Raw genomic sequence first — 15,135 nt, 5'->3', positions numbered from 1 at the left:
ACATGTTGTAATAAAATTACATTTATAGGCAAATTGTGGCCGTTATCACAGCAGAACAACATAAATATCTGTAATTTTATTTACAAAGAATATTTTACAAAATCGATTTGTTGAATATTTTTAGAGGAAATCAACATGACTGTAACTAACACTCAAGAACTCGATCTACTGGTTGAACGTGTAGCCAAAGCACAAGCGGAATTTGCTAGCTTTAGCCAAGAACAAGTTGATGTTATCTTTAGAGCCGCAGCCTTAGCGGCAGCAGATGCCCGCATCTCTCTTGCCAAAATGGCAGCGACTGAAACCGGTATGGGTGTGCTTGAAGACAAAGTCATTAAAAACCACTTTGCATCGGAATACATTTATAACAAGTATAAAGATGAAAAAACCTGTGGCATTTTGTCAGAAGATTTAACTTTCGGCACCATTACTATTGCAGAACCTGTCGGGATTATTTGCGGTATTGTGCCCACAACAAACCCAACCTCAACGGCCATTTTTAAAGCGCTTATTAGTTTAAAAACCCGTAACGGCATTATTTTTTCGCCGCACCCAAGAGCTAAAAACTCAACCACAACAGCAGCAAGAATTGTATTAGATGCAGCTGTAGCGGCAGGTGCGCCAAAAGACATTATTGGCTGGATAGATCAACCCAGCGTGGCGTTATCAAATCAATTAATGACTCACGAAAAAATTAACCTCATTTTAGCCACTGGTGGCCCAGGTATGGTTAAAGCCGCCTACTCTTCTGGCAAACCAGCGATTGGTGTTGGCGCGGGTAACACGCCAATCGTCATTGATGAAACAGCAGACATTAAGCGCGCTGTAAGCTCAATTTTAATGTCTAAAACCTTCGACAACGGCGTTGTGTGTGCCTCTGAGCAAGCTGTTATCGTAGTTGAAAGTATCTATAAGCAAGTCAAAGAGCGCTTTGCTCACTATGGCGGCTATATGTTGTCTAAAGCCGAAACCGCAGCAATGCAAAATGTCATTCTTAAAAATGGCGGACTTAATGCTGACATCGTTGGCCAGAGCGCAGTAAACATCGCCCTTATGGCAGGCATTACCGTGCCAAGCCACACCAAAGTGTTGATTGGCGAAGTGACCGATATTAATGACGCTGAAGCATTTGCCCATGAAAAGCTATCACCGTTATTGGGTATGTATAAAGCCAAAGATTTTAATGACGCGATGGACAAAGCTGAAGCATTAGTCACTTTAGGCGGTATTGGCCATACATCTGGTCTATACACAGATCAAGACACCCAAGAAGCCCGCATCAAAGCCTTTGGCTTTAGAATGAAAACTGCGCGAATTTTGATTAACACCCCGGCTTCACAAGGCGGTATTGGTGACTTATATAACTTCAAGTTAGCCCCATCGTTAACCTTAGGTTGTGGCTCTTGGGGCGGTAACTCAATTTCTGAAAACGTTGGCCCAAGTCACTTAATCAACAAAAAAATGGTCGCCAAGAGGGCTGAAAACATGTTGTGGCACAAGCTTCCTTCATCAATCTACTTCCGTCGTGGCAGTTTACCCATTGCCCTTGAAGAATTAAGCGACAAAAAACGCGCATTAATCATTACCGACAAATTCTTGTTCAATAATGGCTATTGCAACGAAACCTTAAAGATTTTAAAAGCACAAGGGCTAGAAACTGAAGTCTTTTATGAAGTTGAAGCTGACCCAACATTAGCCATTGTTCGTCAAGGCGCAGCGGTGGCACAGAGCTTCCAGCCAGATGTGATTATTGCATTAGGTGGCGGCTCACCTATGGATGCAGCAAAAATCATTTGGGTGATGTACGAACACCCAGATGTTGATTTTGCTGATTTAGCCCTACGCTTTATGGATATTCGTAAGCGTATCTACAAGTTCCCTAAAATGGGCCGTAAAGCCAAAATGGTAGCCATTCCAACCACATCTGGTACTGGGTCAGAAGTGACACCATTTGCGGTAGTGACCGATGAAGCCACTGGCATGAAATACCCCATAGCCGATTACGAATTAACCCCAAACATGGCCATTGTTGACCCAAACCTAGTGATGGACATGCCCAAGTCATTAACGGCCTTTGGTGGCATTGATGCGGTAACCCATGCACTTGAAGCCTATGTGAGTGTGATGGCAAACGAATACAGCGACGGCCAGGCATTACAAGCACTCGATTTACTGGTCAAATACTTACCCGATGCTTATGAGCTAGGTGCGAAAGCGCCAGTAGCCCGTGAAAAAGTCCATAACGGCGCCACTATTGCCGGTATTGCATTTGCCAACGCGTTCTTGGGGGTCTGTCACTCAATGGCACACAAATTAGGTGCTGAGTTCCACTTGGCCCATGGTTTAGCCAATGCACTGTTAATCTCTAATGTTATTCGTTTTAACGCCACAGACATGCCAACCAAACAAGCGGCGTTCAGTCAATATGACCGCCCTAAAGCATTGTGTCGTTATGCAGCCATTAGTGAGCACTTAAAGTTAGGTGGTAAAACAGATGAGCAAAAAGTTGAAAAGCTCATTGAGAAAATCGAAGAGCTTAAGAAGGTGATAGGGATCCCAGCCTCTATTCAAGAAGCCGGTGTCAACGAAGCAGACTTTATCGCTAAATTGGATGAACTTGCTGAAGATGCGTTTGACGACCAATGTACAGGTGCAAACCCTCGTTACCCACTCATTAGCGAGATTAAGCAAGTGTTATTAGACAGCTTCTATGGCCGCGCTTATAAAAACTAGTCTTACTTTTTAGCCATAACACAACGCCTTAAGTGCAACCACGCTTAAGGCGTTATTTTATCCTTACGCTAACGACATCAAAACTGCGCTGTTAGCATGGATTTGAGTAGTGTCATATAAGGGTACTTGAGTGTGTTGTTGCTGCACTAACAAGGCAATTTCAGTGCAACCTAAAATCACCGCTTGCGCGCCTTGAGCAAACAACTTATCAATAATGGTTAAATAAGCCTCTCGTGATTTTGGGTTAATCCTACCTAAACACAATTCTTGGTATATCACATCGTGAATTTGCGTTTGGTCATCGGCACTGGGCACAATCACTTCAATGGGGTAATTGTCGCTAATCTTGCGTTTGTAGAAGTCTTGCTCCATGGTAAAGCGGGTGCCTATCAAGCCCACCTTAGTGATGCCGTCGGCCAGTAGTGCATTGGCAGTCGCATCAGCAATATGCAATATCGGGATCGAAATTCTCGCCTGTATCTCATCAGCCACTTTGTGCATGGTATTGGTACAAATCAGTACAAAATCAGCGCCACCGGCTTCAACCGCTACCGCGGCATCAGCTAATATCTTGGCAGTTTCATCCCATCTCCCTTGATGTTGCAGAGCTTCAATTTCAGCAAAATCGACACTATACAAACACACCTTCGCTGAATGTAAACCACCTAAGGCCGCCTTAACCCCTTGGTTAATTGCCTGATAATAACTTTGCGTTGACTCCCAGCTCATACCGCCAATCATGCCAATGGTTTTCATGCTTATTCCTGTGATGTGAATTTGATGATACTTAGACTGATTTTATCAATACTTCATTTTATAAACAGTTACCCTGACTCGACTTAATGTTTAAAGATTACTCATCTAACCCAAACTTTTTCCGAATGCGTTTAGCCCATGAAGGTCTTTGTATTTTGTAGCTGTATATACTCTCTGGCACAATGATATTCGGGTTGGCTAATACAAGTGCATCAAAAAAAGCACGTCGATCAAATCCTCGATAGTTTGAGTACATTAGTTGCCTATATTCTCCATTTTTGAGCACTATCAGGTTTGACATAAATTCTTGCCCTGTATGGTTGATTTGCTTTAATTCTGTAATGTCAGAAATCTTAACCTGCCAGCTCACATCCCCAAAGGTGGGGTCAAAATAAGACAAAGTCGTTGGCGTGACACACACCCTAATTTGTTTATTTTCAAACCAAAACCATAATGCTAATCCAAGCAATAACGCTTCAACAACCCAAATGGCGATATCAACGACCCCAAACAGTTGTGCTAACGCATGGGTATCGTTCGTTAACGTTGGTAGATATTTGTGCGCTGCTGCGTATAAAAGGAGTGCCACGACAGCATTCAAAATCAGTAACAATGCTGACGAACGTTGTTTCCTGGTATAAATGAAATAAGTTGTCATGTTTACCCTTTATGTAAGCTAGGTTTTATTATTATTCAACTAAATTGCCGACCCAACTAAATTGAAAGGCTTTTTAAGATATGGCCTACGGCCACTAACGTCGTGTTGGCATGGTCAATGATGCTCCCGACATCATAATGGCATTTCCCATATCCATATGGGTCAGATGTGCGTGTAAGGCCTTGGCTAGCCCACGTATTTTTTTGTAAAAAGTCTTCAACGGTCTCAAGTTCAGAGTTGAATTTGAGCATTTGACAGCTAAGAACAACTCGTTTTTGGACAGAAGCGTTTAAAAAGTCAGTGTTTCGATTTGCTTTTTATAAAAGTTTACCCTGACCCCACTATATACTTTATGGCCTGCGGCCACTAACGTCGTGGTGTTATATGCAGACTATAAATTACTTTGAACCATTTCTTTAATTTTATGAGCTTTAACGAAATGATCTAATTTATGGGTTTGTATCCACCATGTTGCTGCCTCCATAAGTAATTCTGGATTATCATTTTTATTCTTAAAGAATGCGTAGAATGATAATCCTACATTGTCACCTTTAACTGCTATTTTCTTATCGCAAACCTCGATAATTTTTGATCTTAATTCTGTTCTCATAATCTAATTTTTCACTAACCCCTGAAAGGCATATGACGAGACTGTAAAATAACTCTATCAGTCAAAATCAAATAAAAAAAGAGATCTTCAAAGGAATCAAAAGCGTCAGGCAGCATTCTTTAATTTAAAATAAATCGCAATAAGAGAGCCTCTATGATGTGTTTGCATACTGTTGTGACTAAAAGCACGATGATTTGACAGCTAAATGACAGAAGAAGTAGATGAATTTGTTGATTGACCATCTTGGATACTAAAGGTATTTGACTGCAAAAGCAGTCAAATAAGTTAGGCTCGCCTATTGACTGGCGGAAGGCTCATATGTGTTAGGTATACTTTACTCGTACCAGTGATCTGGCAAAGTATCAGGCGCAAAGCTCATTAGTAGAAATGCGACAATAAAAGCTACTAATAAAAAAATAAGCAAGGAAATAATACCAGTCAAAAACCATTGCCAATGTGAAGCTTTAGAGCCGCCATTTTCAATATACTTGGAGTAATGCTCACCTTGTATTTTTTCTGCATACATTCTAATCAAGCCACAATATATTCCTGCGAAAACAATACCATTGAAGTTCTCAGGTGCAAAAATTACCACTAAAACCAGTAAAAGTGCAAAGGTAAAACCTAGATTCAGGGAAAGTTTGGCTGATGATGATTGCCCCAGAACCTTAAAGTTTTTATGCAATAAGTAAAATCCAGCTAATGGCCCACCTATAAGTGAAGCACCTGTTATCTGCCATGTTGAGTTTAGAGGTTGATTCATGCACAAGTTCCTTTTGTATACCTAACGCCCGCATAAGCTGCGGAACATGTAGGACGCTTTTTGGCGCCCTTTTCTTTTAAGCAAAAAATCGGACAATGTGTAACGTCAGATTTAATGCGCTTGTTAGCTTACATTTGTATATTGAGGCATACCAACTAAATCAATGTCTATATTCTTAGACATTGCACCATGTGTCCATCTTAACTCTAATTGTCGCACAGCATCTTCATATCTATTAGCACTTTCAAAGTCTGAATAAGTAGTTATTTTCATGTCTGGAAATAACCTAGGAAGTTCCTCATTTGGGGTATCATACGGCACCTCATGAGTTGCTGTTGTTTTATGCGGCTTAGAATGAGCTAACCAATTTCTGAACTTAATCATTTCTTGTATTGTCTGCCAAGGCTGAGCAGAAAAATCAACATCTATACCTAGCTCTTGGAAACTAATATGATTTTTCCAATGATCGATGTTGATTCAAAGTTTTTCCACTGGTTTTTAAATAATTGAGAACCATATACATTAGCCATTGCCTCTACAGAGAAAACTGAAAATATCATAGATGGTATTATCCATCTAAATTTATGACCAGCTTGCTCTTCCTCAGCCATCCTTAATTGGTTTGCAGCTATGGATTGAAGAGGAATTATCTCAGGGCATTCGACAGTAACCTTTACTTTTTTGGTACGACTCAATCTGAACTCTCCATGTAAGCTAACGGCTTATTGAACGGCAAAGTGAATTTAAAGTCGGCCGTTCAAGTTATTGATTAATAACATCCTACATTTGCTATCTTATTGTTGTAAAGCAGTTTTATTTAATTCTACTGACCAATAAAAGCGAGCTTGCGCGTTAAAAATGGACTCAATATCCGACTAAAAATAAAAATACAATAACTTCAACACATTATGTATTTAGTAAATAACTTCTTTGTACTACTTTAGTTTGCATATTCGTCAGCCCAGCTTGAAAACACGTCAAAACCCATTATAACTGTGCATAAACACAGTGCGCACTGCATAAAGGTGGGAAACATGGCTGACACTGGATATTTATCCGACATTAATAAGCCTGTTACCGATGAAGTGTAAAGCTGAGCGAATCGCCATGACGTTAGTGGCCTCTGACCATATTTGAAACACGTTTTGGGGCATCAATGACTTAAACTTATTGCTTGCAACAGTCCAAATTCAACTCTGAACTTGAGGCCGTTGAAGAAAATAACGTGAGCTGGCCATGGACGGCCAGCTAGCTTTGGAGGGGAAGGGACGCCCCATCTGAAGCGTTAGCATTTTCATTCTTTACCATAAATAGGTGGCTGAGGAACACTCAGACTAAGTTAAAAGCTGGATTAGACCACGTCGCTAAATTATCGCTGCTATTGCTTAGTAAAGAATGATAATTCTGATATGTCGGCTGGGCCAATTCTTTTATCGAAAATAAAGAGGGAACAGCCGTTGGTTTCCTCTTGGTCTGGTGTGGGCGAAGCGCCACGACGTTAGTGGCCGTAGGCCATAAGTACAAAAGTACATAAGTACAAATCTAACACCTGGATCCCGGCTCAAAAGCATTGCCGGGAAGACAATCACACTACCCTGCGTAAATTACAACTTACGACCTTTACTTTGGTGTGGGCGAAGCGCCACGACGTCAGTGGCCGTAGGCCATATGCTAGCGACTATATGAACCAAAAAGCCATAAAAAAACCAGCTAATAAGCTGGTTTTTAACGTGGTCATTACAAGGTTAATTAAAGGGCGGCTAGCGCGTCTTTACATAACTGCGTGATACGATCCCAATCTTCACTGTCTACTGCATCTGTTGGTGCAATCCAACTGCCGCCGATACAATCAACATTTGGCAGTGCCAAATAGTCTTTGTAAGTGGCTGGACTAATACCGCCTGTAGGGCAAAAACGAATGCCAGATAATGGACCTGAAAATGACTTAAGCGCGTTTACGCCGCCAGAAGCTTCTGCAGGGAAGAATTTGAAATGAGTGTAACCCAACTCCATTCCCACCATGATTTCAGAAATACTCGCAACACCTGGAATCAAAGGGACAGTGCCCTTTTTAGCCGCTTTTAATAAATCAACCGTGGCACCTGGAGTAATAATAAACTGCGAACCTGCAGCAACCGCTTGGTTAAGCTGAGCTTCATTTAAAATAGTGCCAGCACCCACAAGGGCTTCAGGTACTTCTTTGGCGATTTTTGCTATCGCTTCGAGTGCACAAGGAGTACGTAATGTCACTTCTAAAACACTGATCCCACCGGCAACTAAAGCTTTCGCTAAAGGCACAGCATGTTCTAGTTTGTTTATCACCATAACCGGAACGACTGGGCTACGTTTAAACACATCTTGTGGTTGGAGTGACCAGTTATTAGGCTCAATCATATTACCGTCTTCCTTTATTTTTAATATAATTCATCAATCGCATTAGTACTACGAGCACCCGTTTCTGGGCTGCTTAAGCTGCGACGTAACGCACCAAACAATTCACGGCCCATGCCATAAGCTGAATGATGTAAATCAACAACCCCAGCGGTGCGACTTGCTAATACGGTTTCATCAACTAAAAGTGATAACTCACCTGTAGTGGCATCAACACGAATTACATCACCGTCTTGTACTTTAGCAATTAAGCCACCGTCCAACGCCTCAGGCGTTAAATGAATGGCAGCGGGTACTTTACCTGATGCGCCAGACATACGGCCGTCGGTCACTAATGCCACTCTAAAGCCTTTGTCTTGTAAGGTACCTAAAAATGGCGTGAGTTTGTGTAGTTCTGGCATACCATTGGCTTTAGGGCCCTGGCCTTTAACCACAACCACGCAATCACGGTCTAACGAACCAGACTTAAATAAGGCATCGATTTCGTTTTGATCGTTAATCACAACCGCAGGCGCTTCAATAACACGGTTACCTGCAGGTACTGCAGACACTTTGATCACTGCACGGCCTAAGTTACCTTTAAGTAAGGTTAAACCGCCGTTGCTTTGGAAAGGCGTATCAAGATGGGTTAATACTTCTTTGTCTAACGATTCAGTCACACCGTCAACCCACTTTAACTCGCCATCAATAAGACGCGGCTCTTGGGTGTAACGACGTAAACCGTAACCGGCAACAGTATTGACATCTTCATGGATCAAACCACCATCGAGCAATTCTTTAACCAACAAGGCCATACCGCCAGCAGCATGGAAATGGTTAATATCAGCATGACCATTTGGATAAACACGGGCCAATAATGGCACCGCTGCAGATAAATCTGAAAAGTCATCCCAGTTAACGATAATGCCAGCGGCACGGGCAATGGCCACAATGTGCATGGTTAAGTTAGTTGAACCGCCGGTTGCTAATAAGGCTACGATACCGTTAACGACTGACTTTTCGTTAACCACTTCACCGATTGGCGTATATTGCGTGCCCATTGACGTTAAACGACACACTTGCTTAGCGGCCATTTTGCTTAACTCGTCACGTAATGGATCGTCAGGGTTAACAAACGATGACCCCGGTAGCTGTAAGCCCATCACTTCTAACATTAACTGGTTAGAGTTTGCTGTACCGTAGAAGGTACAGGTACCAGCACTGTGATAAGACTTAGACTCAGCATCTAACAATGCTGCACGGTCAACTTTGCCTTGAGCAAATTGTTGACGTACTCGAGCTTTCTCTTTATTAGGAATACCGGATTTCATTGGGCCAGCTGGCACAAATAACATCGGTAAGTGACCAAAGCTCAATGCACCAATCAGTAAACCTGGTACGATTTTGTCACAAATGCCTAATAGTAAAGCACCATCAAACATGTTGTGCGACAAACCCACTGCCGTCGACATGGCAATCACTTCACGGCTTAATAAGCTCAGCTCCATGCCTGGTTGACCTTGGGTCACACCGTCACACATTGCCGGAACGCCCGCAGCAACCTGAGCAACACTGCCCACGTCAGCACAAGCTTGTTTAAGCATGTTTGGATAGGTTTCATACGGTTGATGTGCCGATAACATATCGTTAAAAGCGGTCACAATACCAATGTTCGCCTTGGTCAATTGACGCAGTGAATCTTTTTCAACTGGCTGACAGGCGGCAAAGCCATGTGCAAGATTGCCACAGCTTAATGCGCTACGGTGAACGCCTTGAGCTTTAGCATCGTTTAGCGCAGATAAATAGCTTGAACGCGACTGTTGACTGCGTGCAATAATTCTATCTGTGACGGCTTGTACTACTGAATGCATGGTAAAACTCCTTACGCGCTATAGAACACATCAACGGGCGTTTTACGCTGCGCTAATACGGCTCTAATGGGCATTTGGGTAACATCATCGTTTTCAAGTGCTTGATGATATACAGTTAATTTTGGCTCTCCGACAAGATGCAAATAAATCTGACGACTATTCAAAATGGCATCTTTAGATAACGTAATCCGAGCATGTGGGGCTGTTGTAGGATTAACAGCAGCACATAAATTTTTAGTGGTCAGTGCATTGTCAAGTTCAACACTGCACGGAAACCATGAACAAGTGTGACCGTCAGTCCCCATGCCTAGCACCACCACATCAAACGGGCGTGGAAAGTTAGCCAATGACTCACTGGTCATGTCGCAACCCGCTTCTGGGGTTGCAAACATGTTTTTAAGACCACGAAACTTGGCACTGGCGGCACGGTTTTGTAACAAATGTTCGCGAACTAATCTTTCATTTGAGTCTTGCTCATCTGCATTCACCCAACGCTCATCGGCCAAAGTAATGTACACATCACTCCAATCAACTAACTTTTGGCTTAACAGCTTAAAAAGCTTAAGTGGTGTTGAACCACCCGACACCACTAAGCTGGCTTTACCGCGTGTATCAACAGCATCTTGTAATTGCTGTGCAATTTTGTCGGCTAATTTAGCTTCTAAGTCAGCGGGTGAATCAAACGATTTAAATACGGTTTCTTTAATCATATCTGCTCCCTACTCGTCCCAAGAACGGCCGTCTTTAGTGATTAATGCCACTGACGCGACAGGTCCCCAGGTACCGGCTGGATAGGGCTTCGGCTTTTCACCGCTTTGTTCCCAAGACTGGATGATCCCGTCAACCCAAGTCCACGCTTGCTCAACTTCGTCACGACGTACGAACAAGGCTTGGTTGCCTAGCATGGCTTCAAGTAATAAACGCTCATAAGCATCGGCAATACGTTCGTTTTTAAAGGTATCTGTAAAGCTTAAGTCTAGCTTAGTGGTTTGCAGACGTTGCTTTTGTTCAAGACCCGGCACCTTGTTCATCATCTGGATTTCAACCCCTTCATGCGGTTGTAAACGGATGGTTAACTTGTTCGGTGGCAGATTACGATAACTCGCACGATATAAGTTGTGTGGTGGGTTTTTAAAGTACACCACAATTTCGCTGCTCTTGAACGGCATACGTTTACCGCTGCGCAAATAGAATGGCACGCCTGCCCAACGCCAGTTATCAATATCAACACGCAATGCCACGAAGGTTTCGGTATTTGAATTCGTGTTCGCGTCGTCTTCTTCTAAATAACCAGGTACAGGTGAGCCTTTTAAGAAACCGGCACTGTACTGACCACGGACGGTATTTTCGTACACGTTGTCTTGGTTAATTGGACGCAGAGATTTAAGCACTTTTACTTTTTCATCGCGAATGCTGTCAGCGTCTAGGTTGACTGGCGGATCCATTGCGACAAGCGTTAACACTTGTAATAAATGGTTTTGGATCATGTCGCGCATTTGGCCTGCGCCATCAAAGTAACCCCAGCGGCCTTCAATACCCACTTCTTCAGCAACAGTGATTTGGACATGGTCGATAGTCCGGTTGTCCCACTTCGATGCAAATAAAGAGTTGGCAAAACGCAGCGCAATTAGGTTTTGCACCGTTTCTTTGCCTAAATAATGGTCAATACGATAAACCTGGTTTTCGTTAAAAAACTCGGCCACTTGATCGTTGATCACGTGTGACGACTCTAAATCAGTACCAATGGGCTTTTCGAGTACCACACGAGTATCAGGTTGAATCAGGTTTTGCTCGTGTAAACAACGACAAATAGCGCCAAAAATAGAAGGAGGTGTTGCGAAGTAGTTCACCATGACACGTTTATTTGGCTCAAGTAAATCGTGGAAGGCTTTATAGCCTTCAGGTTCGGTAAAATTGGTGCCGATATAATGACAGCGACTCAGGAAACGTTCTAGCGTAGCTGGGCAAATCTCATCTTTAACAAACGTCTTTAACGCTTTAGTGACTAGGGCGATAAACTCATCATGAGTGAATGCATCTTTTGCAACACCAATGACCTTTGTCTCTTTATCGAGTAACTCTGCTTTGTCTAGCTGATATAAAGAAGGTAATAATTTACGCCTAGCTAAATCGCCTTTAGTACCGAAAAGTACGAAGTCACAAGCCTTGGCTCCAATTGATTTGCCCATTGCTGAAAGCTCTCCTGATTATGTGTGTGCGCCATGTTCGAATTCGGTCGATGAATAAAAACACACTTTTGTTGTAATATAACAACAGAATCTTATTTTTGCATCTTTAATTTGCAAATTTTGCATCATCAACAACCTAGTCATTCATGTCTAATATCTGGTATGATTTTCAGCCTATAAAGAGGCCTAGGAACCATTTAACCGTGATCTATGTCTTGAAAAATAACAACAGGATCGTGTAAAAGGTAAAAAAATAACTTAAATCACGAAATTCCTGTAAGTTATGGTATAAAACTTACATTCCCTACTCAACCAGCTACTATAAGCGGATGCTTGCATATGAATACCCTAGAAAAGGTTCAAAAAAGCCTTACCCAATTTAGCAAATCGGAACGAAAAGTTGCCGAAGTCATATTAGCCTCACCGCAGACAGCTATACATTCAAGTATCGCAACCTTAGCCAAAATGGCTGATGTGAGTGAACCCACCGTTAACCGTTTTTGTCGTCGACTCGATACCAAGGGCTTCCCTGATTTTAAGTTACATTTGGCTCAAAGTCTTGCTAACGGTACACCTTATGTTAGTCGACATGTTGAAGAAGATGACTCACCAGATTCATATACAACAAAAATCTTTGAATCTTCAATGGCATCGCTCGATACAGCCCGTCAAAGCCTTGATACAGCGGCTATCAATAAAGCCGTTGATGTATTGACTCAAGCTAAAACAATTTCGTTTTTTGGTCTTGGTGCTTCTTCTGCCGTGGCTCACGATGCGCAAAACAAATTCTTCCGTTTTAATGTACCAGTGATTTGTTTCGATGATGTGTTAATGCAGCGCATGAGTTGCATTAACTGTAATGAAGGTGACGTTGTGGTGTTGATATCGCACACAGGCCGCACCAAATCATTAATTGAAATCGCCCGTATTGCACGAGAAAACGGCGCCGCTGTAATTGGTATTACTGCCCGCAACTCTCCATTGTCACTTGAGTGCACGCTACCTGTCACCATGGAAGTCCCAGAGGACACCGACATGTACTTACCCATGGCATCACGTTTAGCACAGTTAGTGACTATCGATGTGTTAGCAACAGGCTTTACATTGCGCCGCGGCCCGCGTTTCCGTGACAACTTAAAACGCGTAAAAGAAGTGCTAAAAGAATCACGTATCAACAAAGATTTGACCATTTAAACGCTAAAAATACATAAAAGCTGTTAAATTATTACACTTAGACAGTGTATTTGATCATCATATTTAGCCGCATCAAATGAGTTTGAAAACCGATGAAAGCCTGCTGGATCCCCCCAGCAGGCTTTTTTTATTGTAGAAATCACTTATCTGTCACATAAATTACACACTAAAAAACGTCTTTTTGTTTGTAACTTTACTACATTAATGACGAATGTCTGTTAATATATATGCATCATTTAAGTACTAAGATGACTAAGGTACTTTAATAACCAAATTCTATTTAACAAAAATCTTTCTTTTCATTTTAACGGAGTATCTCATGTTCCGCAGAACTAAAATCGTAACAACACTTGGGCCAGCAACTGACCGCGATGACAATTTACGCAAAATTATCGCCGCCGGTGCTAACGTGGTTAGACTTAACTTCTCACATGGTTCACCAGAAGATCATTTAAAGCGTGCTACTGATGCACGTAACATCGCGAAAGAATTGGGTAAGCACGTTGCCATTTTAGGTGACTTACAAGGTCCAAAAATTCGTGTTTCTACTTTTAAAGACAACAAAAAAATTAAGCTTAACCTAGGTGACGCATTCATCCTTGACGCTGAATTAGCAAAAGGTGAAGGCGATGAAAACCAGGTTGGTATCGATTACAAGCAATTACCCGATGATGTGGTGATTGGTGATATCTTGATGCTTGATGATGGTCGTGTTCAATTACGTGTAGAGCGTGTTGAAGGCCGTAAAGTATTTACCACTGTTACTGTTGCTGGTCCTTTGTCTAATAACAAAGGTATCAACAAAAAAGGCGGTGGCTTAACCGCTCCTGCATTAACAGAAAAAGACATGGCAGACATTAAAACAGCTGCAATGATTGATGTTGATTACCTAGCAGTATCATTCCCACGTACAGGTGCTGACTTAGACCTAGCACGTAAGCTTGCTGTTGAAGCGGGTAGCAATGCATTAATCGTCGCTAAAGTTGAACGTGCTGAAGCCGTTGAAACTGACGAAGCGATGGATGATGTCATTAAAGCATCAGACGTTGTTATGGTTGCCCGTGGTGACTTAGGTGTTGAAATTGGTGATGCTGCTCTCGTTGCAGTGCAAAAACGTTTAATTCAACGTTCACGCCAGTTGAACAAAGCAGTGATCACTGCGACCCAAATGATGGAATCAATGATCACTAGCCCAATGCCAACTCGTGCTGAAGTCATGGACGTGGCTAACGCGGTGCTAGACGGCACTGACGCGGTTATGTTGTCAGCTGAAACCGCTGCAGGTGACTTCCCTGAAGAAACCGTATTGGCAATGGCTAACGTATGTTTAGGCGCAGAATCACACCCAAGTGTGAAAGTATCTAAACACCGTATGGATCAAAGCTTCTCTTCTGTTGAAGAAACCATTGCATTATCGACTATGTATGCCGCTAACCACTTAGCCGGCGTAAAAGCGATTATCTCGTTAACCGAATCTGGCGCGACGGCTAAATTAATGTCACGTATCAGCTCTAGCTTACCGATTTTTGCACTATCACGTCACCAAAAGACATTAGCCAGCATGGCACTTTACCGTGGTGTACAACCCATTAAGTTTGACTCAACAGCATATCCAGCTGATGAGCTAGCTAAAGAAGCATTAAACTGCATGGTTGAAGCGGGTTACTTAGCCAGCGGCGACATGGTACTGATGACAAAAGGCGACGCAATGGAAACCATCGGCGGCACCAACACTTGTAAAGTACTGGTTGTAGCTTAGTAAGCTAATTACGAGCCACACAGAGCGTTTACTCGCGAGTCTGTGGGGCGAAAAACAAAGCCAACCTCGCGGTTGGCTTTTTTATTGCCCTAAATTAATTTACGTGAGCTTCTGTCGTATTCCTGCAATCATAACCAAGCGGTTTATCAATGCCGTCAACTTGCGTTGCTCATTGGGCAATATCGGTCACTCGATTCATCGCCATCGCCTAATGAACATGACGAATAATCAC

General features: G+C 42.5%; 13 protein-coding genes. 3 read left to right on the top strand and 10 right to left on the bottom strand.

The window, feature by feature from the left end; translation table 11 throughout:
* Positions 1-135: 135 nt before the first annotated feature.
* On the top strand, positions 136-2,733 hold the full coding sequence (gene adhE, locus PQR79_RS04185; protein ID WP_238103953.1) for a bifunctional acetaldehyde-CoA/alcohol dehydrogenase: 2,598 nt from the start codon (positions 136-138) through the stop codon (positions 2,731-2,733).
* Positions 2,734-2,796: 63 nt separating this feature from the next.
* Here the strand turns inward: adhE and PQR79_RS04180 are convergent, their stop codons facing one another.
* The 10 genes from PQR79_RS04180 to zwf form a co-directional block, all read right to left on the bottom strand.
* On the bottom strand, positions 2,797-3,489 hold the full coding sequence (locus tag PQR79_RS04180) for an aspartate/glutamate racemase family protein (protein WP_238103954.1): 693 nt from the start codon (positions 3,487-3,489) through the stop codon (positions 2,797-2,799).
* Positions 3,490-3,586: 97 nt separating this feature from the next.
* Positions 3,587-4,147 carry a hypothetical protein gene (locus PQR79_RS04175; protein WP_238103955.1) on the bottom strand — a complete coding sequence of 187 codons (561 nt, stop codon included), beginning with the start codon at positions 4,145-4,147 and terminating at the stop codon, positions 3,587-3,589.
* Between the two features lie 391 nt (positions 4,148-4,538).
* Positions 4,539-4,757, bottom strand: coding sequence for a DUF6500 family protein (locus tag PQR79_RS04170; protein WP_238103956.1), 219 nt, complete (start codon positions 4,755-4,757; stop codon positions 4,539-4,541).
* A gap of 334 nt (positions 4,758-5,091) precedes the next feature.
* Positions 5,092-5,520 (bottom strand): hypothetical protein, encoded by a 429-nt coding sequence (locus tag PQR79_RS04165; protein WP_238103957.1) that lies wholly within the window; start codon positions 5,518-5,520, stop codon positions 5,092-5,094.
* 123 nt (positions 5,521-5,643) lie between these two features.
* Positions 5,644-5,793 carry a hypothetical protein gene (locus PQR79_RS04160; protein WP_238103958.1) on the bottom strand — a complete coding sequence of 50 codons (150 nt, stop codon included), beginning with the start codon at positions 5,791-5,793 and terminating at the stop codon, positions 5,644-5,646.
* 158 nt (positions 5,794-5,951) lie between these two features.
* Positions 5,952-6,215, bottom strand: a complete 264-nt coding sequence (locus tag PQR79_RS04155) for a hypothetical protein (RefSeq protein ID WP_238103959.1) — start codon at positions 6,213-6,215, stop codon at positions 5,952-5,954.
* 1,054 nt (positions 6,216-7,269) lie between these two features.
* Positions 7,270-7,914: a bifunctional 4-hydroxy-2-oxoglutarate aldolase/2-dehydro-3-deoxy-phosphogluconate aldolase gene (locus PQR79_RS04150; protein ID WP_238103960.1), complete on the bottom strand. Its 645-nt coding sequence runs from the start codon at positions 7,912-7,914 to the stop codon at positions 7,270-7,272.
* 20 nt (positions 7,915-7,934) lie between these two features.
* A complete protein-coding gene (gene edd, locus PQR79_RS04145) occupies positions 7,935-9,761 on the bottom strand; it encodes a phosphogluconate dehydratase (protein ID WP_238103961.1) in 1,827 nt (608 codons plus the stop codon).
* 11 nt (positions 9,762-9,772) lie between these two features.
* The gene (pgl, locus tag PQR79_RS04140) at positions 9,773-10,471 is read right to left on the bottom strand and encodes a 6-phosphogluconolactonase (protein WP_238103962.1); all 699 of its coding nucleotides are present in this window, start codon (positions 10,469-10,471) and stop codon (positions 9,773-9,775) included.
* 9 nt (positions 10,472-10,480) lie between these two features.
* On the bottom strand, positions 10,481-11,950 hold the full coding sequence (gene zwf / locus PQR79_RS04135) for a glucose-6-phosphate dehydrogenase (RefSeq protein ID WP_238103963.1): 1,470 nt from the start codon (positions 11,948-11,950) through the stop codon (positions 10,481-10,483).
* A gap of 339 nt (positions 11,951-12,289) precedes the next feature.
* On the opposite strand from zwf, the gene PQR79_RS04130 reads away from it, so the two are divergent.
* On the top strand, positions 12,290-13,144 hold the full coding sequence (locus PQR79_RS04130) for a MurR/RpiR family transcriptional regulator (protein WP_188920898.1): 855 nt from the start codon (positions 12,290-12,292) through the stop codon (positions 13,142-13,144).
* A 319-nt stretch (positions 13,145-13,463) separates the two neighbouring features.
* Entirely contained in the window at positions 13,464-14,903 is a 1,440-nt protein-coding gene (gene pyk / locus PQR79_RS04125) for a pyruvate kinase (RefSeq protein ID WP_238103964.1), read from the top strand.
* The last annotated feature ends 232 nt before the right edge of the window (positions 14,904-15,135 follow it).

Source organism: Shewanella metallivivens, from assembly GCF_028750675.1.
GTDB lineage: Bacteria > Pseudomonadota > Gammaproteobacteria > Enterobacterales > Shewanellaceae > Shewanella > Shewanella metallivivens.
This window is presented reverse-complemented; position numbering and strand designations above follow the sequence as displayed.